Annotated in this window: 24 protein-coding genes and 2 pseudogenes; 6 read left to right on the top strand and 20 right to left on the bottom strand. The window is 70.5% G+C overall.

Going from position 1 to position 20,667, the window contains the following annotated elements:
- The 5 genes and pseudogenes from F0Q34_RS21805 to F0Q34_RS11825 all read right to left on the bottom strand — a co-directional run.
- A pseudogene (locus F0Q34_RS21805) lies at positions 1–262 on the bottom strand (hypothetical protein); the annotation flags it as partial.
- Between the two features lie 88 nt (positions 263–350).
- A complete protein-coding gene (gene grxD / locus F0Q34_RS11840; protein WP_149812414.1) occupies positions 351–692 on the bottom strand; it encodes a Grx4 family monothiol glutaredoxin in 342 nt (113 codons plus the stop codon).
- Positions 689–946 (bottom strand): BolA family protein, encoded by a 258-nt coding sequence (locus F0Q34_RS11835; protein WP_149812413.1) that lies wholly within the window; start codon positions 944–946, stop codon positions 689–691. Before F0Q34_RS11835 ends, grxD begins: the two co-directional genes overlap by 4 nt.
- Before the next feature lie 28 nt (positions 947–974).
- Positions 975–3,194 (bottom strand): phosphoribosylformylglycinamidine synthase subunit PurL, encoded by a 2,220-nt coding sequence (gene purL / locus F0Q34_RS11830; protein WP_149812412.1) that lies wholly within the window; start codon positions 3,192–3,194, stop codon positions 975–977.
- Between the two features lie 59 nt (positions 3,195–3,253).
- The gene (locus F0Q34_RS11825) at positions 3,254–3,859 is read right to left on the bottom strand and encodes a transposase (protein ID WP_149812411.1); all 606 of its coding nucleotides are present in this window, start codon (positions 3,857–3,859) and stop codon (positions 3,254–3,256) included.
- 209 nt (positions 3,860–4,068) lie between these two features.
- On the opposite strand from F0Q34_RS11825, the gene F0Q34_RS11820 reads away from it, so the two are divergent.
- Positions 4,069–4,320 carry a hypothetical protein gene (locus F0Q34_RS11820; protein WP_241665448.1) on the top strand — a complete coding sequence of 84 codons (252 nt, stop codon included), beginning with the start codon at positions 4,069–4,071 and terminating at the stop codon, positions 4,318–4,320.
- Positions 4,321–4,365: 45 nt separating this feature from the next.
- On the opposite strand, the gene F0Q34_RS11815 is transcribed toward F0Q34_RS11820, so the two are convergent.
- The 3 genes from F0Q34_RS11815 to F0Q34_RS11805 form a co-directional block, all read right to left on the bottom strand.
- Positions 4,366–5,103 (bottom strand): calcium-binding protein, encoded by a 738-nt coding sequence (locus F0Q34_RS11815; protein WP_149812410.1) that lies wholly within the window; start codon positions 5,101–5,103, stop codon positions 4,366–4,368.
- A 121-nt stretch (positions 5,104–5,224) separates the two neighbouring features.
- Positions 5,225–6,241, bottom strand: a complete 1,017-nt coding sequence (locus tag F0Q34_RS11810) for an SDR family oxidoreductase (protein ID WP_149812409.1) — start codon at positions 6,239–6,241, stop codon at positions 5,225–5,227.
- Between the two features lie 102 nt (positions 6,242–6,343).
- Positions 6,344–6,760, bottom strand: a complete 417-nt coding sequence (locus F0Q34_RS11805) for a pyridoxamine 5'-phosphate oxidase family protein (protein WP_149812408.1) — start codon at positions 6,758–6,760, stop codon at positions 6,344–6,346.
- Between the two features lie 180 nt (positions 6,761–6,940).
- Between F0Q34_RS11805 and F0Q34_RS11800 the strand changes: the two genes are divergently transcribed.
- Entirely contained in the window at positions 6,941–7,858 is a 918-nt protein-coding gene (locus tag F0Q34_RS11800; RefSeq protein ID WP_241665447.1) for a manganese catalase family protein, read from the top strand.
- 283 nt (positions 7,859–8,141) lie between these two features.
- On the opposite strand, the gene purQ is transcribed toward F0Q34_RS11800, so the two are convergent.
- From purQ to purC, 4 genes are read right to left on the bottom strand one after another with little or no spacing between them, the layout of a single operon-like run.
- Complete coding sequence (gene purQ / locus F0Q34_RS11795) at positions 8,142–8,840, bottom strand: phosphoribosylformylglycinamidine synthase subunit PurQ (protein WP_149812406.1); 699 nt, start codon at positions 8,838–8,840, stop codon at positions 8,142–8,144.
- A gap of 35 nt (positions 8,841–8,875) precedes the next feature.
- A complete protein-coding gene (locus tag F0Q34_RS11790; protein ID WP_149812405.1) occupies positions 8,876–9,115 on the bottom strand; it encodes a hypothetical protein in 240 nt (79 codons plus the stop codon).
- A 16-nt stretch (positions 9,116–9,131) separates the two neighbouring features.
- Entirely contained in the window at positions 9,132–9,371 is a 240-nt protein-coding gene (gene purS / locus F0Q34_RS11785; RefSeq protein WP_149812404.1) for a phosphoribosylformylglycinamidine synthase subunit PurS, read from the bottom strand.
- Positions 9,372–9,427: 56 nt separating this feature from the next.
- The gene (gene purC / locus F0Q34_RS11780; RefSeq protein WP_149812403.1) at positions 9,428–10,192 is read right to left on the bottom strand and encodes a phosphoribosylaminoimidazolesuccinocarboxamide synthase; all 765 of its coding nucleotides are present in this window, start codon (positions 10,190–10,192) and stop codon (positions 9,428–9,430) included.
- A 117-nt stretch (positions 10,193–10,309) separates the two neighbouring features.
- Here purC and F0Q34_RS11775 point away from each other — a divergent pair.
- Positions 10,310–10,970: pseudogene (locus F0Q34_RS11775) on the top strand (DUF938 domain-containing protein).
- A gap of 7 nt (positions 10,971–10,977) precedes the next feature.
- Here the strand turns inward: F0Q34_RS11775 and F0Q34_RS11770 are convergent.
- From F0Q34_RS11770 to F0Q34_RS11740, 7 genes are all read right to left on the bottom strand, one after another.
- Complete coding sequence (locus F0Q34_RS11770; RefSeq protein ID WP_149812402.1) at positions 10,978–11,988, bottom strand: Bug family tripartite tricarboxylate transporter substrate binding protein; 1,011 nt, start codon at positions 11,986–11,988, stop codon at positions 10,978–10,980.
- 110 nt (positions 11,989–12,098) lie between these two features.
- Positions 12,099–12,476, bottom strand: coding sequence for a VOC family protein (locus F0Q34_RS11765; protein ID WP_149812401.1), 378 nt, complete (start codon positions 12,474–12,476; stop codon positions 12,099–12,101).
- A 230-nt stretch (positions 12,477–12,706) separates the two neighbouring features.
- Positions 12,707–13,381, bottom strand: a complete 675-nt coding sequence (gene bluB, locus F0Q34_RS11760; protein WP_241665446.1) for a 5,6-dimethylbenzimidazole synthase — start codon at positions 13,379–13,381, stop codon at positions 12,707–12,709.
- 6 nt (positions 13,382–13,387) lie between these two features.
- Positions 13,388–14,047: a histidine phosphatase family protein gene (locus F0Q34_RS11755; RefSeq protein WP_149812400.1), complete on the bottom strand. Its 660-nt coding sequence runs from the start codon at positions 14,045–14,047 to the stop codon at positions 13,388–13,390.
- A 43-nt stretch (positions 14,048–14,090) separates the two neighbouring features.
- The gene (locus tag F0Q34_RS11750) at positions 14,091–15,593 is read right to left on the bottom strand and encodes a tripartite tricarboxylate transporter permease (RefSeq protein ID WP_149812399.1); all 1,503 of its coding nucleotides are present in this window, start codon (positions 15,591–15,593) and stop codon (positions 14,091–14,093) included.
- Positions 15,594–15,714: 121 nt separating this feature from the next.
- The gene (locus F0Q34_RS11745) at positions 15,715–15,897 is read right to left on the bottom strand and encodes a hypothetical protein (protein ID WP_149812398.1); all 183 of its coding nucleotides are present in this window, start codon (positions 15,895–15,897) and stop codon (positions 15,715–15,717) included.
- 108 nt (positions 15,898–16,005) lie between these two features.
- Positions 16,006–16,428 carry a DUF4267 domain-containing protein gene (locus F0Q34_RS11740; protein ID WP_161600844.1) on the bottom strand — a complete coding sequence of 141 codons (423 nt, stop codon included), beginning with the start codon at positions 16,426–16,428 and terminating at the stop codon, positions 16,006–16,008.
- Between the two features lie 135 nt (positions 16,429–16,563).
- On the opposite strand from F0Q34_RS11740, the gene F0Q34_RS11735 reads away from it, so the two are divergent.
- Both F0Q34_RS11735 and F0Q34_RS11730 read left to right on the top strand, forming a co-directional pair.
- Positions 16,564–16,761, top strand: a complete 198-nt coding sequence (locus F0Q34_RS11735) for a hypothetical protein (RefSeq protein WP_149812396.1) — start codon at positions 16,564–16,566, stop codon at positions 16,759–16,761.
- Positions 16,762–16,796: 35 nt separating this feature from the next.
- A complete protein-coding gene (locus F0Q34_RS11730) occupies positions 16,797–17,255 on the top strand; it encodes a DUF2171 domain-containing protein (protein ID WP_149812395.1) in 459 nt (152 codons plus the stop codon).
- A gap of 57 nt (positions 17,256–17,312) precedes the next feature.
- Here the strand turns inward: F0Q34_RS11730 and F0Q34_RS11725 are convergent, their stop codons facing one another.
- Positions 17,313–19,193, bottom strand: a complete 1,881-nt coding sequence (locus F0Q34_RS11725) for an ABC-F family ATP-binding cassette domain-containing protein (protein WP_149812394.1) — start codon at positions 19,191–19,193, stop codon at positions 17,313–17,315.
- A 179-nt stretch (positions 19,194–19,372) separates the two neighbouring features.
- Between F0Q34_RS11725 and F0Q34_RS11720 the strand changes: the two genes are divergently transcribed.
- Positions 19,373–20,458 (top strand): energy transducer TonB, encoded by a 1,086-nt coding sequence (locus tag F0Q34_RS11720; protein WP_149812393.1) that lies wholly within the window; start codon positions 19,373–19,375, stop codon positions 20,456–20,458.
- The last annotated feature ends 209 nt before the right edge of the window (positions 20,459–20,667 follow it).

Genomic DNA, 20,667 nt, shown 5'->3' with positions numbered 1-20,667 from the left:
CCTTGCCGCCATCCGGCAGCGCCTGCCAGATGCCCCAGGCGATGGAAAGAGCGAACAGCAGGCCCCAGATGGAGAAGGCATAGCCCGCCGGCACCACATCGGTCTGGCTGCGGGCGGACATCTCCGCCTGGGTGTGGCCGATGCCGAAAACCGGCGCCAGCATGCCCACCAGGGGCTGGGCCAGGGGCAGGATCAGGTTCAGCAGGGTGCGGATGTCATTGCGGGTCATGGGGGGCCTCCATGCCGACGCAACGCCCGGCACAAGCCACGGTTGAGCCGGTTTTCGGACGGCGGAAAAGGAAAGGGCCCCTTGCGGGGCCCTCGGATCTGCATCGGTGCCGGCTGGCGGCTCACTCGGCCGCGGCCTGGCGGGGAACGCCCTTTTCGTCGAGCAGGGTGGCCAGCTCGCCGTTCTGGAACATCTCCATGATGATGTCGCAGCCGCCGACGAACTCGCCCTTCACATAAAGCTGGGGAATGGTCGGCCAGTTGGTGAAGGCCTTGATGCCTTCCCGGAGTTCCATGTCCTCCAGCACGTTCACGCCTTTGAAGGGCACGCCGACATGGGACAGGATCTGCACCACGCGGGCGGAGAAGCCGCATTGCGGAAAGACCGGGGTGCCCTTCATGTAGAGGACCACCGGGTTCTCGGTGATCTCGGCCTGGATGCGGTCAAAGGTCGGGTTGCTCATGCGGAAGCTCCCTGGACAGGGGTTGGGGGCACGGAGGTCTGCAGGGCGAGGGCGTGCAGCTCACCGCCCATGCGGCCCTGGAGCGCCGCATAGACCAGTTGGTGCTGCTGCACGCGGGAGCGGCCACGGAAAGCTTCCGACACCACGGTCGCGGCGTAATGGTCGCCATCCCCGGCCAGGTCCTCGATGGTGACCTGGGCATCGGGGAAGGCCGCCTTGATCAGGGCCTCGATCTCTGCGGCGGGCATCGCCATGCGGGATACTCCTTGTCTCGGGCCGAGCTTAGCGGGCCATCAGCGCCGGCAGGAAGCGCTCATGCGCATCCCGCAGATCAGCGACGGATATGGTCTCGCCGCCCGGCAGAACCAAGTCCCGGCCGCCCGAACGGCCAACCGGGCGGGCGGGCACGCCCTGCGCCTCGGCGGCGCGCAGGAGGGCGCCGCCATCGGCGGTGGCCAGCACGTAGCGGCCCTGGTCCTCCCCGAAGAAGAAGGCATGGGCGGCGGGCAGGGGGGAGGCGGCGAGGGTCACGCCGGTATCGCCTTCCATCGCCATCTCGGCCAGCGCCACCAGCAACCCGCCATCGGCGCAGTCATGGCAGGCGGCGACATGGCCGGCCAGGATCTGCTCCCGCACGAAATCGCCGTTGCGGCGCTCGGCGGCGAGGTCCACCGGCGGCGGCGCGCCTTCCTCCCGCCCGGCGATCTCGCGCAGCCAGAGCGACTGGCCAAGATGGCCGGCTGTGTCGCCGATCAGGACCAAATCAAGATCGGGCCGCAGCGCGTAGCCGATGGCCTGGCGCGCATCCTCCAGCACGCCGACGCCGCCGATGGCGGGGGTGGGCAGGATGCCCCGGCCCTCCGTCTCGTTGTAGAGGGACACGTTGCCGGACACGACGGGGAAGTCGAGCGCGGTGCAGGCGCTGGCCATGCCGCGCACGGCGGCGGCGAACTGGCCCATGATCTCCGGCTTCTCGGGGTTGCCGAAATTCATGTTGTCGGTGATGGCCAGCGGCTTCGCGCCCGTGGCCGTCAGGTTGCGCCAGGCCTCGGCCACGGCCTGCTTGCCGCCTTCCTCCGGATCGGCCGCGCAATAGCGGGGCGTCACGTCGGTGGTCATGGCTAGGGCGCGGGGCAGGCCGTCCAGCTTGACGATGGCGGCATCGGCGGCGCCGGGGCGCTTCACCGTCTGGCCGCCCACGGTGCTGTCATACTGGTCCCAGATCCAGCGGCGGGAGCAGAGGTCGGGCGAGCCCACCAGCTTCAGCAGCGCGGCGGACAGGCCCGTGTTGTCGGGCACCGAGGCGGCGTCCAGCAGGGGCTGCTTCGGCGTCTCGGCGGTCGGGCGATTGTAGAGCGGGGCCTCGGATTCCAGGGGCGCGAGCGGAATGTCGGCCTCAAGCTGGCCCTTGTGGCGGATGACGATGTGGCCGGTGTCGGTCAGGCGGCCGATCACGGCGAAGTCCAGCTCCCATTTGTGGAAGATGGCCTCGGCGATGTGCTCCTGGCCCGGCTTCAGCACCATCAGCATGCGCTCCTGGGATTCGGAGAGCATCATCTCATAGGCGGACATGCCGTCTTCCCGCTGGGGAACGGTGTCCAGCTCCAGCTCGATGCCGACGCCGCCCTTGCCGGCCATCTCCACCGAGGAGGAGGTGAGGCCGGCGGCGCCCATGTCCTGGATGGCGACGATGGCGTCGGTGGCCATCAGCTCCAGGCAGGCCTCGATCAGCAGCTTCTCGGCATAGGGGTCGCCGACCTGGACGGTGGGGCGCTTTTCCTCGGAATCCGCGCTGAACTCGGCGGAGGACATGGTGGCGCCGTGGATGCCGTCCCGCCCGGTCTTGGAGCCGACATAGACCACGGGGTTGCCGATGCCAGCCGCCGCCGAGAGGAAGATGCGGTCCTTCGGCGCGATGCCGACCGTCATGGCGTTGACCAGCGGGTTGCCGTTGTAGGCCGGGTGGAAATTGACCTCCCCGCCCACGGTCGGCACGCCAACGCAATTGCCGTAGCCGCCGATGCCGCGCACCACGCCATCCAGCACCTGCTGGGTCTTGGGGAGCGACGGATCGCCGAAGCGGAGCGCGTTGAGGTTGGCGATGGGCCGCGCGCCCATGGTGAAGACATCCCGCAGGATGCCGCCCACCCCGGTGGCGGCGCCCTGATAGGGCTCGATGAAGGAGGGGTGGTTGTGGCTTTCCATCTTGAAGATGGCGGCCAGCCCATCGCCGATGTCGATCACGCCGGCATTCTCGCCCGGGCCGTGGATCACCCAGGGGGCCTTGGTGGGCAGGGTGCGCAGCCAGACGCGGCTGGATTTGTAGGAGCAGTGCTCCGACCACATCACCGAGAAGATGCCAAGCTCCGTCAGGGACGGGGTGCGGCCGAGGATGGCGAGGGCGCGCTCATACTCATCCGGCTTCAGGCCGAATTCGGCGGCGAGTTGCTTGGCGCGTTCAGCGTCAAGCTGGGCGGGGGCGAGGCGGACGGGCGTCGACATGCCTGCCTTGTCAACACCCGCGCGCCCGTTGTCCAGGGGTGGTTTTGGCATGGCGGGGTTCATGCCCAGGCAAGCCGCACGGATCGGGGGATGCGGCGGCGCCCGGCGGCATCCCGGTGGAGGCGCCGCAGGGTGGCCAGCAGGCGCGCGTGGCGCGTCTTGTGCCCGTATTCGCCCGGTGGCGGCGGGGCGATTTTCACGGCGGCGAGGGTTTCGGACAAAAGCGGATCGGGCAGCAGCCAGGGCGGGCCGGGCAGGGCGCGGCGCAGGTCGAGGCGGCGAATGAGGAGGATGAGCGGCAGGCCCAGGATGCGATGCGCGCGGCGGGCGGCACGGCAGATGAAATGTTCGATGGCGCGGAGCGGGTGGCCGGGGGCCGCTTCGGCCAGGGCGTGGAGCAGGCGCTGCCACAGGCCGGCATGGGTGAGGCGGCGGAAATAGCGCGATGCGGTGTCGGGCTTGCCGAAATGCGCGGGAAGTGCGGCCCAGGGGGCATGGGTGCAGGCGATGTGGAAGATGGCATCGACCCGCGCACGGAGCTCGCGGATGGGGCGGCCCTGGGGAGAGCGCGGGAGGAGGTAGGGGAGGAGCGCGTAGAACTCGGCGTCGGTCAGGGGGGACCAGGGGCGGGGTTGGGGGAGGTGGGGGGTGTGAGGGGCGCGCATGGGAAGGAGTGTAGCGCATAGGGAAGAATTAGGCAAGTTTTCCTATTGCTGGAGCGACACAGCTCGCCTGAATAACGGAAGGTGCAGGGGGCAGAGCCCCTGCGTAGCCAACCGCGCCGCCCTTCTCCCGGACACCAGCCTCCACCCGCCCCGCAACTGCGCACCCGCCTTGCTGGTTCTTCCCACGCCCCCAACAGAGGAGAACGCGAATGACGGCCTCGAAGCATGCAAAAGGCGGCATGGGCAGCGAGAAGCGGGAGGAGGGGCTGATGCAGGACACGCCCCGGCCGCCCGATGACCTGGAGCGCAATCCGGGCATCGGCTCGTCCAAGGGCGTGTTCGGGCGCGGCACCGATCCGGAGGTGTTGCAGGGCGAGAACACGGATGAGGGCGACACGCTGAACGACACCACCGCGCAGGGCGGGGTGAACCCGGCGCAGACCGGGCGCAGCAATCCCTGATGGCGGGCGGGCGGCGGGGTTGGTCCGCCGCCCGCGCCGCGTGGTTCAGGCGGCGTAGAGGATGTCGCCATCCTGCAGGGCGGTGACGCCGAGCACCGAGATTTCGAAGGTTTCGCCGAAGAAGTCGAAGCTCACCAGCAGGCCGGTGTCCACCGTCTCGATCGTGGCGCCGCCCGCGGCGACGTTGTAGCCGCTCAGGTCGATCACGTCGGTGCCGCTTTCGAAGTCGGTGATGATGTCGGCCGGGTCGCCGGGGAAGGCGGCGTCGGGCGTGCCGGGGGCCAGGGCGAACAGGAAGGTGTCGGCGCCGGCGCCGCCGGTCATGATGTCGCTGCCGCCGCCGCCTTGCAGGATGTCGTCCCCGGTGCCGCCGAAGATGGTGTCGTCGTCATCGCCGCCATGCAGCTCGTCATTGCCGCGGCCGCCGATGATGATGTCCTGGCCGCCGCCGCCCTGGATGTAGTCGTCCCCGGCGCCGCCATTGAGGTAGTCGCTGTCATGCAGGAAGGCGATGACCTCGTCGGCGCCGGGGGTCGGGCCGCCGGTGCCGTGGCCGAAGATGCGGTCATTGCCGCCGCCGCCGAGCACGATGTCATTGCCGAAGCCGGCGAAGACAAGGTCGTTGCCGTCGCCGGCATAGATGATGTTGGTGGGGGCCTCGGCGATGCTGGGGATGCGGCCCCAGTCTTCATAGGACGCCTTGCTGCCGAGGATGGTGTCGTCGGTGCCGCCCCAGGCAAAGGTGAGGGCGAAGTCGCCGAACTCGCGGACAATGACGGGCATGAAACGGAAAGCCTTTCTGGCTGGTGTTTCCTCAGGAGGCTGGCCCGCGCGGGGCCAAATTCATTTCATCCCGGGAACGGCATTTCCGCGATTCAACTTCTCGGGCGGGGCGGCGCGCTGCTCAGGGCCAGCCGACGCCGCCGGTCTGGCCATAGATCTGCCCGGTGGTGTAGCTCGACGATGCCGCCGCCAGCTCGACATAGACCGAGGCGAGTTCGGCTGGCTGGCCGGGGCGGCCCATCGGCGTGGTGGTGCCGAACTGGCGGAGGCCCTGCTCGGTCTGGCCGCCGCCGACCTGGAGGGGGGTCCAGAACGGGCCGGGAGCCACGCCGTTCACGCGGATGCCCTGCTTCACGACCTGCTTGGCCAGGCCGCGCACAAAGGCCTCGTTGGCGGCCTTGGTGCAGGCGTAGTCGAGAATGAATTCCGAGGGCCGGTCGGCATTGACCGAGGAGGTGACGATGATGGCGCTTCCGGGCGGCAGGTGGGGCAGGGCGGCCTTGGCCAGCCAGAACATGGCGTAAACATTGGTTTTCATGGTCTGGTCGAGCTGCTCGGTGGAGATGTCCGCCAGGGCGTGCTGCGCGTGCTGGTAGGCGGCGTTGCTGACCAGGATGTCGAGGCCGCCGAGCTGGTCCCGCGCCTGTTCCACCAGCCGGGCGCAGAAGGCTTCGTCGCGCAGGTCGCCGGGGATCAGCACGGCTTTGCGGCCGGCCTCGCGGATCAGCTTCGCCACATCCTCGGCATCGGGCTGTTCGGCGGGGAGGTAGTTGATGGCGATGTCGGCGCCTTCGCGCGCATAAGCGATGGCGGCGGCGCGGCCGATGCCGGAATCGCCGCCGGTGATCAGCGCGCGGCGGCCGGCGAGGCGGCCGGAGCCGCGATAGGAGGTTTCGCCGCAATCCGGCACGGGGGTCATGCGCGATTGCAGGGCGGGCCAGGGCTGGCTTTGGGCGGGGAAGGGCGGCCTGGGAAAGCGCTCGCGCGGGTCGGCCAGGGGAAGTGAGGGGGAGGCGCTGGCACCGGGAGCCGGCTGCGCGGCGGCGGGGCCGCCGCCGGCAAGGCTGCCGGCCGCCAGCCCCCCGACCGCCAGGCCACGGACGAGGTCGCGGCGGGAAGAGGAAGCGTCCTGGGTCATGCGCGGCTCCAGAGGTGATGGGGATGGCCAAGAAGGATAGTGAACAGCCCGGGCGCCGCGACGGTCAGCGCGGACGCCCGGGCCGGTGTCCTTGGGGAAGGATCAGGGGGTGAGCTCGCCCTGCTCGGTGCCGTCCCAGTAATGGACGCGCTCGGCATCGACGCGGATCAGCGCGATGCCCGGGGTGTCGATGCCCTGGTCGAACCACTTGTCCAGCTCGGGCGTCCAGTGCTCGCGGAAGGCGGCCTTGTCGCGGATCAGCGTGGCGCGGCCTTCCACCGCGATGGCGAAGCGCTTCGGGCCCTGGAAGGACAGGGTGACCTTGGGGTTGGCCTCGATGTCCGTGATGGTGCGCGCATCGCCATAGGAGAAGTAGAAGGACTGGCCGTTGTAATCGACGTCCTTGTTGTTGCTCATCGGGCGGGATGCGATGGCGCCGCCCTCGGTGTGGGTGTTGAGCATGGCGATGTCGATCTCGCGCATGCGCTGCGACAGGTCGGCAAGGGTCTTCTGGGCCATGAGGCGTGTTCCCTGGATGGTGTGCCGGAGGAACGCCGGAAGCGGGCGAAGGTTCTGCGCGAAGAAACGCCAGCCTGGCTATATCACTGGGGGCATTGGCGTTTCTCCCCGCAACCCCTGGCGCCCCATCCCGTTCCGGCAGTGTCCAATCCCCACAAAAACGGAGAGCCGGCGATGTTCATGCGGGTCGATAAGCTGCAGGCCGAACTTCCTGCGCCGAAGCGCGCGGATCCCAATGCCGCGGCGGCGTTGCAGGAATTGCTGGGCGGCAAGTATGGCGAGATGTCGACGCTCGGGAACTACATGTTCCAGAGCTTCAACTTCCGCTCCAAAAGCAAGCTGAGGCCGTTCTACAGCCTTGTCGCCTCGATCACCGCCGAAGAGCTGGGCCATGTGGAGCTGGTCAGCAACGGTGTTGCCATGCTGAACAACGGCCCCGACCATGATGCCGATGTCGGTCCTGGCGGCGACATCTCCGGCGCGCCCTTCGAGGTGATGAAGGACATCCGTTCCTTCGCCTCCTTCGCCTCCCATGGTGGCGGCGCGGTGCCGGTGAACAGCAATTCCATGTCGTGGAACGCCGACATGGTGACCACCACCGGCAACGTGATCTTCGACCTGCTGCACAATTTCCACCTGGAATGCGGCGCGCGCCTGCACAAGCTTCGGGTCTATGAGACGCTGTCCGACCCGACCGGGCGCGAGGTGTGCGGCTATCTGCTGGTGCGCGGCTCGGTGCACGCGCATGCCTATGCGCTGGCGCTGAAGCAGATCACCGGGGTGGAGCTGGAGAAGTTCCTGCCGACGCCGAACATCCCGCTCGGCAACATCCCGGAATGCCAGAAATACCTCCAGGAAGGCTCGCACCGCCGGCTCTATACCTGGAGCCCGAATGACTACAAGGAAATCGCCGGCATCTGGGGCAATGGCGAGCAGGCGCTGCCGGGCGACCCGCCGGGCGAGCTGACGGTGGTGGACGGCATGCCGGAAGGCGGCAAGATCCACCAGCTCAGCGGCATTCCCTCCGCTTTCTCCCCCGACTACGCGCCGGAGGAAATGATGGAGATCGCGCAGAAGCTCTACAAAGCCTCCCGCTGACGCATCCCCGCCTCAGGGGCGCCGCCCGGTTCCCGTTCGGGAGCCGGGCTTTTTCACGCCCAAGGCCCCCGCCGGGCGATCACGTGATTGCGATGGCCACAGCACTCGTGACAGATTGTATCTGGGCCGGGGCAGCCCATATAGTTGTGCAGTCCCGCGATTTGCAACTTTGGCGGGATTGCTTCCGGCTTCTACCATCTCGGGTGGTGGGGCTGGGGGCGGGCCGCGTCGATGAAAAACGCGGTGCCCCAAAACGGGGGCGCGGCACCGCCTCCCGCCGGCGTCAGGCGGTGGCGAAGCTGGCCGCGATGCTCTCGAACAAGGGCAGGCCGTCCGTGCCGCCCATCAGCGGGTCCACCAAATCTTCCGGATGCGGCATCAGGCCCAGCACGCGGCCATTTTCCGACAGGATGCCGGCGATGTTGTTGCGTGCCCCGTTGCGGTTCGCGGCCTCCGTCGCCTCGCCCTCGGGCGTGACATAGCGGAAGGCGACGCGCCCATCCTTCTCCAGCGCCTCCAGCGTGGCGTCGTCGGCGAAGTAATTGCCGTCGCCATGCGCCATCGGGGCGCGGAACACGGCGCCCTTCTGCCAATGGTTGGTGAAGGGGGTGGCGGCGTTCTCCACCCGCAGGTGGCATTCCATCGACAGGAAGCGCAGGGAGGCATTGCGCAGCAGCGCCCCCGGCAGCAGCCCGGCTTCCGTCAGGATCTGGAAGCCGTTGCAGACGCCGAGCACATGCCCGCCCTTGCTCGCGAACCCGGCCACCGCCGGCATGATCGGGGAGCGCGCCGCCATGGCGCCGCAGCGCAGGTAGTCGCCATGGGAAAAGCCGCCGGGCAGCACCACCAGGTCGGTGCCGGCGGGCAGGCTGGTTTCGGAATGGAACAGGATGGTGGGCCTGCGGCCTGTGGCCTTTTCCAGCGCGATCGCCATGTCGCGCTCGCGGTTGGTGCCGGGGAACAGCAGGATGACGGCGTTCATGGCGAGGGGGTCCTCAGCGCGGAAAGGAAACAGGCTCAGCCATGGCCGAGCCAGACGCGGATCCAGTGCAGCCCGCCCATCAACAGCATGGAGATGAGCGACGCGATGGCGGCGGCGGTGATCCACAGGTCGATGCGCGCCTTGCCGCGCGCCAGGAAGCCCTGGCGCCCGCGGCGGGCGGCGCCCACCTGCGGCACCCGGTCCTGCCGCCAGCGCAGCCCCATGCCGATCAGCACGGTCAGCAGCAGCATCAGCAGCAGGGAAGCCTTGATCACCGGCGCGGGGCCCGGCTCAGGCCAGCTCGACCCGGAAGCTTTCGATCACCGTGTTGGCCAGCAGCTTGCGGGCCATCTCCTCGGCCTGCGCGCGGGCGGCGGCCGGGTCGGTTTCGGTCAGCTCCAGCTCGATGATCTTGCCGGTCCGCACCTCGCCCACGCCGTTGAAGCCCAGCGTGCCGAGGGCGTGGCCGATGGCCTTTCCCTCGGGGTCCAGCACGCCGGCCTTGGGCATCACGGTGACACGGGCTTTCAAGGTTTTCAGCTCCGCTGAGGGCATCGTCTTCTGCTCCGGAAAGGGCGCGCCGGCCATCACTGCATGGCCTCCGGGCCCTTCATGTCGCGCGCGCCGGCCTCGGGCAGGATGCCCAGGCGGCGCGCCACTTCCTGGTAACCTTCCTCGACCTTGCCGAGGTCGCGGCGGAAGCGGTCCTTGTCCATCTTCTCGCCCGTGTTCACGTCCCACAGCCGGCAATTGTCGGGGGACACCTCGTCGGCCAGCACGATCCGCATCTCGTCATTCTCGTACAGCCGGCCGAACTCGATCTTGAAGTCCACCAGCACGATGCCGACGCCGAGGAACAGCCCGCTCAGGAAGTCGTTGATGCGCAGCGCCAGCGCCACCATGTCGTCCAGGTCCTGGGTGGAGGCCCAGCCGAAGCAGGTGATGTGCTCCTCCGACACCATCGGGTCCTGGAGCTGGTCGTTCTTGTAGTAGTACTCGATGATCGAGCGGGGCAGGCGGGTGCCTTCCTTCAGCCCGAGCCGGGTGGACAGCGAGCCGGCGGCGACGTTGCGCACCACCAGCTCCAGCGGAATGATCTCCACCTCGCGGATCAGCTGTTCCCGCATGTTCAGGCGGCGGATGAAATGGGTCGGCACGCCCATCTCCGTCAGCCGCATCATCAGGTATTCGCTGATGCGGTTGTTCAGCACGCCCTTGCCGGTGATGATGCCCTTCTTGGTGCCGTTGGCGGCGGTGGCGTCGTCCTTGAAGTACTGCACAAGCGTGCCCGGCTCGGGTCCCTCGAACAGGACCTTGGCCTTGCCTTCATAGAGCTGCCGGCGTCGCGCCATTTGCACAGAATCCCTTTCGCCGCCGGAGCGAAGGCCGGCGCGGTCAAAGGCGCCCTATAGCAAAGCGGCGCGAAAGCCGCCACCGCCCCCACCCCCGGTCAGGCCAGCCTTCGCCGCATGAGCCGCCCTGGCGCCGCGCAGGCCTTGGCGCGGCGATGGGGGGCATGCAATGAAGCCGGCATGCCCGACGATCCCCGCCGCTCGGCCCCTTCCGCGCTCCGCAACCGCGCGCCGATCCTGCAGGCAGTCCGCCCGCGCCTGCCGCCCGCTGGCCTCGTGCTGGAGGTGGCCAGCGGCACGGGCGAGCATGTGGCCCATTTCGCCGCCGCCCTGCCGGCGCTGCGCTGGCAGCCCACCGACCCGCTGCCGGAGAACCGGGCCAGCATCGATGCCTGGGCCGCGGGCCTGCCCAACGTGCTGCCCGCCCTGGCGCTGGATGCCGCTTCACCCGCCTGGCCAGTGGCGCGGGCGGATGCGGTGCTATGCGTCAACATGATCCACATTGCCCCCTGGGCGGCGGCCGAGGGGCTGTTCGCCGGCGCGGCTGCTGCCGGAACAGGGGCTGCTGGCGCTGTACGGCCCTTATCGCCGGCGCGGCCGGCCGATGGAGCCGGGCAACGCCGCCTTCGACGCCGACCTGCGCCGGCGCGACCCGGCCTGGGGCCTGCGCGAGGTGGAGGCGGTGGCGGAGCTGGCGGGGCGCGCCGGCTTCGGCGCGCCCGACATCGCTTCCATGCCGGCGGACAACCTGACCCTGCTGTTCCGCCGCGCCGGGTGAAGGGCGCTCAGCCCTCCATCGTCACGCCGGTCAGCCTGACCATCTCCGCCCAGCGGGCCACCTCCTCCCGCTGGAAGGCGGCGAAGGGCTGCGGCAACAGCGGGTCGGTGGTGAAGCCGGCGGCCAGCAGCCGCTCCTCCGAGGATGGCTCGGCCAGGGCGTCCAGCATGGCCTTGCCGATGGCCTCCACGGCGGCGGGCGGCGTGCCGGCCGGGGCGAACAGGCCGAACCAGGCATCGACGGCCAGGTAGGGCACGCCGGCCTCGGCCGCCGTCGGCACGTCGGGGAAGTCGTTCAGACGGCTCGGCGCGCCGATCTCCAGCGCGCGCAGCTTGCCTTCCCGCACCAGCGGCGCGACGGACGGGAAGGTGGCCACGTAGAAATCCACGATGCCGGCCATGGTGTCGGTCGCCGCCGGGGCGGCGCCGCGATAGGGGATGTGCGTGGCGTCCAGCTTTTCCCGCCGCGCCAGCGTCTCGGCGATGACGTGGGAGGCCGACCCGGCCTGGGAGGAGGCGTAGCTCAGCTTGCCCTGGCGCCCGCGCGCGATCAGCCCCGTCATGTCCCGGCTCGGCGAACTGGCCGGCACCACCAGCGCGTGATGCACGGTGGCCAGCTTGGCCACGGGGGTGAAGCTGTCCACCACGTGATAGGGCAGCCGGGCCATCATCGCCTGGTTGCTGGCATGGGTCTGGTTGTGGCCGAGCACGATGGTGCTGCCATCCGGCGCGGCGCGCGCCGCCGCCTCGGTGCCGATGATGCCGCCGGCGCCGGCGCGGTTCTCCACCACCACCGGCCGGCCCAGGGCGGGCGCGGCCTTTTCCGCCAGCAGCCGGGCCAGGATGTCGGTGGGGCCGCCCGGAGGGGCGGGAACGATCAGCCGCAGCGGATCGCCCGAGGAGCCGCTGGGGGTGGGTTTCTGCGCCAGCCCCTGCGCGGCGCCCTGGGCGCGGGCCGGGGCGGCGATGGCGGGCAGGGCCAGAAGCGGCGCGGCGGCGAGCAGGTGGCGGCGAAGCATGCAATCCTCCGGATTCGGGGCCGGTCAGCCGGTCTTTCCGCGAGGTCGCCCCGCGCGGGGCGCGGCGTCAAGCCCCTTCGCCACGGCCCGGGGAAGGGCATCCGGCGCCTTCAACGGGCGCTGTGCGTCACCGCCTCGATCTTGTTGCCATCCGGGTCGCGCAGGAAGGCGCCATAATAATGGGCGTTGTATTCCGGGCGCAGGCCGGGCGGGCCGTCCTCCGTGCCGCCATGCGCCAGGGCGGCACGGTGGAAGGCGTCCACCATGGCGCGGTCGGCCGCGGCAAAGGCGACATGCGCGCCATTGCCGGGGCTGGCCGGGCGGCCATCCACCGGACGCACCAGGCTGAACAGGATGTCGCCGGTGCCGTAATGCACGCCCGCTTCATCCCGCCTGATGCGCCGCAGCCCCACCACCGCCAGCACCGCGTCATAGAAGGCCGCGGCGCGGCCGATGTCGCTGGTGCCGAAGGACAGGTGGTGGATCATCAGAAGCCGATGATGCCCGTGATCCAGAGCAGAATGACGATCAGGCCGGGGACGCCGAGCAGCCAAAGGATCAACGGCATGGTGCAAGCCTCCTTTGCGGCGCCTGTCCGGGATTGGTGGCGCCGCGCATGGAGGCAACACGGCAGCAGCGCTGTCGTTGCCGGCAAGTTGCCGCAAAGCGTGGGGGAGAGGACGCGGACGGCTCCCCCATCCGCGGCCGCGATGCCGCCTCAGCGCCGCAGAAGCATCTCGGACGCCGGGCGGCGATGGTCCCAGCCTTCGCGCTCCAGCTCCGGCACGTCATCCGCCTCCGCCGGGACGCCCAGGCAGAAATAGCCGATGAAGCGCCATTCGGGCGGCACCTCCAGCGTCGCCGCCGCCTCGGCCGGGTCCAGGATCGACACCCAGCCCAGGCCAAGCCCCTCTGCCCGCGCCGCCAGCCACAGCGTGTGCAGCGCCATCACCGCCGACCATGTGGTGGTTTCCGGCATGGTGGCGCGGCCCAGGCCATGGCCCTGCGCCGGATCGGGCAGGGCGAACAGCGCGAACTGGCAGGGGGCCTGGTCCAGCCCTTCCAGCTTCAGCCTCGCGTAATGCGCCGCGCGGTCCGGCGCCTGACCGCCCAGGAGGCTGTCCAGGGCGGCGGCGTTGCTGCGGGCGAAATTGGCGCGGATGGCGGCGCGGCGGCCGGCATCCTCCACCAGCACGAAGCGCCAGGGCTGGCTCAGCCCGACGGAAGGGGCGAGGCTGGCCGCCTCCAGCAGGGCCAGGAGCCGCGCTTCCGGAACCGGCTCCGGGGTGAAGTGGCGCACATCGCGGCGCCAGCGGAACAGCGCGGCCAGCTTGTCGCGGAAAGGCCGATCCCATGCCGGGGGCAGGTTGCCGGGGTCCATCGCGGGGTCCATGGCGGCTCAGCCGCCGCAGGCGGGGTTGCCGCCGTTCAGGGCCGGCACGGGCTGCAACAGGCCCAGCAGGCGGAACCCTTCGGCGCCGCCCGGCTCGAACACCGCGATGCCGGCTTCCGGCAGGCGGTTGCCGCGCAGGGCGTCGCCCAGGATCATCTGCACCGGCCCGCGATGGCCCACCAGCACCCGGTTCAGCCCCGGCGCCGGCGGGGCGGCGAGCAGGCGGCGATGCTCGGCCAGCGCCCATTCCAGTCGCGCCCCGGCATAGTCATCGGCGATCAGCCCGTCCTCGACCCGCACGCGGCCGGCGCCGAAGGCCAGCTCCGCCGTGTCGCGGGCGCGGAACACCGGGCTGGCCAGCACCGGGGCTTCGAGCGGGACGCCAAGCGCCGCCAGGCTGGCGCCGAGGTCGCGCGCCTGTTGCCGCCCGGCGGGGGAGATGTTGCGCTGGCCCGCCCGCTCGCCGATGCGGAAGCCGCTGTCGCAGGGCTCGCCCGCCGTGTCGGCGTGGCGGATGAACAACACCAGCCCGCCCCGCCGCATCCGGGCCAGCAGGGCCTCGGCGGCCGGCTCGCCCGGGCGGGGGGGCAGCTGCGCGGCGGCCCGGCTGGTGGCCAGGGCGGGGGAAAGGGCCAGGAGCAGGGTGGCGAGGGAACGGCGGCGCATGTGCCCCAGGCTGCCGCTCCTGGCCCGCCGGATCAACCTCGGCTCACGCCGCTTCCTCCTGCAGGGCCTCGTCCTTGCGGCGGCGGATGGCGGGGGAGATCATCAGGGCGAGGGCCAGCACCGCGACGGCCAGGAGGGAGGCGCTGATCGGGCGTTCCAGGAAGGTCATCCAGTCGCCGCGCGACAGCAGCATGGCGCGGCGCAGATGTTCCTCCATCATCGGGCCGAGCACGAAGCCGAGCAGCAGCGGCGCCCCGTCCAGGTTGAGCCGGGAGATGGCGTAGCCCAGCGCCGAGGCCGCCATCATGACATACACGTCGAACACGTTGTTGTTCAGGCTGTAGGCGCCGATGCAGCAGAAGGCGAGGATCGCGGGATACATGAACTTGTAGGGCACGCGCAGCAGCTGCACCCACAGCCCCACCATGGGCAGGTTGATGATCAGCAGCATCAGGTTGCCGATCCACATGGAGCAGATCAGCCCCCAGAACAGGTCGGGCTGCGCCTCGATCATGCGCGGCCCGGGCTGGATGCCCTGGATGATCAGCGCCCCCACCATCAGCGCCATCACCGAGTTGGAGGGAATGCCCAGCGTCAGCAGCGGGATGAAGGCGCTCTGCGCGCCGGCATTGTTGGCCGATTCCGGCCCGGCCAGGCCCTCGATGGCGCCGCGGCCGAACTGTTCCGGGCGGCGGGTGATCTTGCGCTCCAGCATGTAGGAGCCGAAGGCGGAGATCGAGGCGCCGCCGCCCGGCAGGATGCCGAGCGCGGTGCCGAGCAGCGTGCCGCGCAGCGAGGCCGGGGCCGCGTGGCGCCATTCCTCCCGGGACAGCCAGAGCGGGCCGCGCTTGGCGATGTTGCCGCTGCGGTTCTCGGGGTGGACCAGGTTCAGGATGATCTCGGACACGCCGAACAGGCCCATGGCCAGGGCCACGAAGTTGATGCCGTCCGCCAGTTCCGGCACGCCGAAGGTGAAGCGCTGCTGCCCGGTCTGCACATCGGTGCCGACCAGGCCCAGCGCCACGCCGACCACCACCATCGCCACCGCCTTGACGACGCTGCCGCGCGCCAGCACGCAGGACACCACGAGGCCCAGCGCCATCAGCGCGAAATATTCCGGCGGCCCGAAGGACAGCGCCACGGCGGTCAGCGCCGGCCCCGCCGCCGCCACCACCGCGGTGGACACCGTGCCGGCGAAGAAGGAGCCCAGCGCGGCGGCGGCCAGCGCCGCGCCGGCCCGGCCCTGGCGCGCCATCTGGTGGCCTTCCAGCGCCGTCACCACGCCGGAAATCTCGCCCGGGAGGTTGAGCAGGATGGCCGTGGTCGAGCCGCCATACTGCGCGCCGTAATAGATGCCGGCCAGCATGATGATGGCCGTCACCGGTTCCTGCCCGAAGGTCATCGGCAGCAGCAGGGAAATGGTGGCGGTGGGGCCAAGCCCCGGCAGCACGCCGATGGCGGTGCCGATCAGCGCGCCGAGAAAGGCGAACATCAGGTTGTTCAGGCTCAGCGCGACATCGAAGCCGAGCGCGAGGTTCTCCAGCATGAGGCGGGAATCCCGAGGGGACCGGCCGCGCCGGCGCGCGGCCATACGGGATGGCCCTGGCGCGGCGGACGCGGCGGAAATCGTTGAATCAGGAAGTGACGCGGGTCAGGGCGCGGCGCGCTCAGGCGGCTGGATGACTTCGATAGCCTTCCGACGCCCTGGCACTGCCGCGCAGGGTGAAGTGCCGGAAGCCGTTGTCCCGCGTGACGACGCCCCGCCAGGGCCCGCGCGCCACGTCGCCGCCCCGCCGCGACGGGACGTGGCGGCGCAGGCAGGCGGCGCTGCGGCGGGTGGAAATCGTCAATCTTCCCTCAGGGTCCGTTCAGGTTCCGGCTCGGCCGGAGCATGGCAAAGCCTGGCGCGCGGGTGAACCGCCGTTCATCTGACGAAGGCGTGAGGGTGCGTGCGCCGCTCAGCCGGATGGCGTGCCGGCCGATGGCGGGCGCAGCAGCCAGGCGGCCATGCCGCCCGTGGCCAGCGCGCTGAGGCCGTGCAGCAGCAAGGGCGCCGGCGCCGCGCCGCCATGCCAGCCGGCCACCATCAGCATGTCCCCGGGCGGAATGACCACCGTGGCCGCCAGCACCACGCCCAAGCTGCGGCGCGAGCCGAGCCACAACAGGCCGGCGAGGTAGAGCCCCAGCGCCAGGTCACGCAGCGCCAGGGCGCGCAGCCAGGCCTGGGCTTCGGCGCCGGTGGCGGGAAGGCCGAACAAGGCCGCCCCCAGCGGCGGGCTGGCGATGAAGGCGGCGCCGATCAACAAGAACACCCCCGCCATGGACAGCACCAGCGCGGCGCCCCGGCCGCGGAGCCGTTGCGGGTGGGCGGATGGGGTCATCGGATGCTCCTCGGCCTTCGCGGGGAATGGGTCTGGCCGCATACAACCGGCGCCGCCGCCACGCGTTTCCATCCTGCCGCGCCTGGTGGAGCGCCTTCCTATGCCGGGCGCCCGTCACCCGCACGGAGAGAGCGCATGGAACAGCCGAATCAGGTCACCATCGAGATCGGCGACACCCGGCATATCGGGAACTACGTGGTGGAGGGGGATCTCGTCACCGTCACCTCCGAGGAATACGGCAACAAGGAAAGCGCGCGCCTCGACGGGGCGGACCCGCATGACCTGGCGCAAACGCTTCTGCGGGAAATGGTTCGCCGCAAGGAAGACCTCTGATCCGCCATCCGCCACAGCAACCGGGAGAAAGACGCATGGTCAACGCAGCGAAGATCGAGAAAGGCGAGGTGCAGGACCACATGCCCGTGGTGGGCAGCGATGGCCAGCCCTTCGGCATCGTGGACCGGGTGGAAGGCGACTACATCAAGCTCGCCCGCAACGATCCCGCCTCGGGCGGCACGCATCGCTACCTGCCGCGCAGCGTGGTGGCCGGGCTGGAAGGCGGGGTGGTCCGGTTATCCATGCCCTCCGCGCAGGCCAATGATGCCTGCGTGAGCGAGGAGGAGATGGCGCAGCGCCTGTCGCTGGACCCGGATGCAAAGGCGCAGCTCGGCCAGTCCACCGATGACGCTCCGCATGGCAGCCGCGGCCACGCCCATGGCGGCCCCAAGGGGCAGAGCCCCAACGACATCGAGCGGCAGCGGCCGGACGCCACCGGCCCCGACCCGCAGCGCGTCACCCACAACACCAGCGAGAACAAGAGCGCCCGCTGACGGCGCGGCGAGGGCCTCGGCGCCCCCGGCGCCGCAATGCCGGAGGGGGATGGCGGCTCAGGCGGCTTCCAGCTTTTCCTGCAATTCCAGCCATTCTTCTTCCAGCGCCGCCACCTGCTTGGCGATCAGGCCCTGGCGCTGGGTGGCCCAGGCGATGTCCTCGGGCTTGAAGCGGGCATAGGTGCCGGGGTCGCCGAGCTTCTTCTCCAGCAGCGCGGCTTCCTTTTGCAGCTTCGCCATTTCCGCCTCCACCTTGGCGACGCGCTGGCGCAGGGGGGCGAGGGCCTGGCGGTTCTCCGCCCGCTCGCGGCGCTCGTCGCGCCGGGTGGCGGTGGCGTCGGCGGACGCGCCGGCGGACCGGGCGGCCCGCGCGCGCTCGGCCAGGTGCGCGCGGTAATCGTCGAGGTCGCCGTCGAAGGACGCCACGCCGCCATCGGCCACCAGCAGCAGCCGGTCGGCCACCAGTGTCACCATGTCGGGGTCGTGGGTGATCAGCACCACGGCGCCGCCGAAGCCGGCCAGGGCCTTCACCAGCGCGTCCCGCGCGTCGATGTCGAGGTGGTTGGTCGGCTCGTCGAGGATCAGCAGGTGCGGCGCGTCCCGCGTGCAAAGGGCCAGCAGCAGCCGCGCCTTCTCGCCCCCCGACAGGGCGCCGATCTTCGTGGTGGCGCGCTCCTCGTCGAGGCCGAAGCGGGCGAGCTGGGCGCGGCACTGCGTCTCGGTCGCCTTCGCGCCGAGGGCGTGCTGCATGTGGGAAAGGGGGGTGCCGGACAGGTCCAGCTCCTCCGCCTGGTGCTGCGCGAAATAGCCGACCTTGAGGCGGCGGTCGCGATGCACCTCGCCCGCCATCGGGTCGAGCCGCCCGGCCAGCAGCTTGGCGAGCGTCGACTTGCCGTTGCCATTGGCGCCGAGCAGCGCGATCCGGTCCTCCTGGTCGAGCCGGAGGTCGAGGTTGCGCAGGATCGGCCGCCCGTCATAGCCGATGGAAACGCGGGACAGGCCGACAATGGGCGGCGCCAGCTCGGACGGCTCGGGGAAGTTGAAGCGGGTGGGGGCGTCCTCCACCACCGTCTCGATGGTGGGCAGCTTTTCCAGCGCCTTGAGGCGGGATTGCGCCTGCCGCGCCTTGGTGGCCTTGGCGCGGAAGCGGTCCACGAAGGACTGCATGTGGGCGCGCTGCGCCGCCACCTTCTCGGCCTGGGCCGAAAGCTGCGCCGCGCGCTCCGTGCGGATGCGGACGAAATTGTCGTAGCCGCCGGGGTAGAAGGAGATCTTCTGCCGGTCGAGATGGGCGATGGCATCGACGCAGCGCTGCAACAGCCCGCGATCATGGCTGACCACGATGGCGGCGCCGGGGAAGCGGCTCAGCCAGCCTTCCAGCCAGATGGTGGCCTCGAGGTCGAGGTGGTTGGTGGGCTCGTCCAGCAGCAGCAGGTCGGGCTCCAGGAACAGCGCCTGGGCCAGCGCGACGCGCATCCGCCAGCCGCCCGAGAACTCGCCCACCGGCCGCGCCTGCGCCTCGGCGTCGAAGCCGAGCCCGGCCAGCACCACGGCGGCGCGGGAGGGGGCGCTGTCGGCGCGGATGGCGATCAGCCGCTCATGGATCTCCGCGAGGCGGGCGCCATCGGCCTCGGTTTCCAGCGCGGCCAGCAGGGCGGCGCGCTCGGTGTCGGCCTGCAGCACGGTGTCGAGCAGGTTGGTGTCGCCGCCCGGCGCTTCCTGCGCCACATGCGTCATGCGGGCGCGGGCGGCGAGGCGGATCTCGCCGCCATCGGGCTGCAACTGGCCGGTGATGGCGCGCAGCAGGGTGGACTTGCCGGCGCCGTTGCGGCCGACCAGGCCCACCTTGCGGCCAGGGTCGATCATCAGCTCCGCCCCTTCCAGGAGGGGGCGGCCGGCGATGCGGATGGTCAGGTCGCGGATGGCGAGCACGGTCATGATTCCCCGCATGTAAGCGGATCGGGCCGTGACGAAAAGCATCCGGCCTGTTCCGGCGGCCGGGAAAGCCTTATGCAGGGGGCCAGCGTGAACCATCGCCGGGTGCCAGCTTCCCCAGGAGCGGCCCCTGGCGGCCCCGCGGGAACGCGGCCTTTTCTGCTGCGGGATCTGTCTGCCACTTGCCACCGCATCCGCGCCTGATCCCCCAACTCGCCCGGCGGCTGATCCGCCGCGATGCGCCGGCCCGGCCGCTGTGGCGGCATCCGGGCGCGGTGGTGTCCGTGGCGCTGCATGCCGCCCTGTTGTTCGCGCTGCTGCGCTGGAGCGAGCCGCGCCCGATGCAGCCGCCCGCCCAGCCCGCCGAGGTGCCGGTGGTGTTTGAAACAATGGCGCCCCGGCAGGAGGAGCCGGCGCCGGACGCCGAGTCCGATTCCGCCCCCCCTGGCCCGGCCGGCGAAACGCCCACCGTGCCGCCCGACGAGCAGGCGGAAACGCCACCGCCGCTCCCGATGCCCCAGGCGGAAGCCCCGGCGCCCGCCCCGCCGCCAGAGCCGGTTCCGCCCGCCCCGCAGCCGCAGTTGGAGCCGCAGCCGGAGCTTGCCGAGCCGCCGCCGCCCGAGCCCCCGGTCCTGGCGGAGGCGCCGCCGCAGGCGGTCGAGCCCGAGCCCGAGCCCGAATTGCCACTGCCGCCCCCGCCGGTGGTGGAACTCGCCCCGCCCACGCCGCTGCGCCTGAACCCGCAGCCGCCGCCCTTGCCCCGGCCGGCCCCGCGCCGCGCCGCGCCCTTTGCCGGCACCACCGATCTCAGCCAAGGGCCACCCGTGATGCTGGCGCCGCAGCCGCGCCGCCCGCCGCCCGGCGGGGGCGGTGGCGGCATGGACCTGGCCATGGGCGCGGTGCCGCAGCGCTCGCAGGGCCCGCGCCGGCCGCGCCATACCAATCCGCTGGAATATGTGTCGGGCGTGCAGCCGAACATCGATTGGGCTGCGGCGCTGACCGCCTGGGCGCAGCGCCGCATGTATTATCCGCCGCAGGCAGGCATGGCGGGGGAGGATGGCGTCACCGTGATGCGCATGACGGTGCATCGCGATGGCCGGATCTCCGGCCTGCGCGTGATCAGCTCCTCAGGCTCGCGCTGGCTGGACTCCGCCTCGCTGGCGATGTTCCGCGATGCGATGGTGCCAGCCTTCACGCCCGACATGGCCGAGGAGGGGGATAGCGTCACGCTGACCTTCAGGGCCCGCTACAACCTGATCTTGCGCTGAACGGTTCGCCGCCCTGGAGCAGCAGGCGGAATTTTTAGGATGTATGGCGAAGTAAAGAACGCATTTGGTTTATTATTGTTAGCGTCCAATGCTTATTCCGTGTGACCGAAAGGTGGATACGGCCCTTGATTGAATGGTTGCGGCAAGAATTCTCTTGCGGTGGAGGATTTCGGCCGCTTATGGTTCGGCGTGTTCACGGGTTCGTGAGC

The organism is Teichococcus oryzae, assembly GCF_008386565.1.
GTDB classification, from domain to species: Bacteria; Pseudomonadota; Alphaproteobacteria; order Acetobacterales; family Acetobacteraceae; genus Pseudoroseomonas; species Pseudoroseomonas oryzae.
This window is presented reverse-complemented; position numbering and strand designations above follow the sequence as displayed.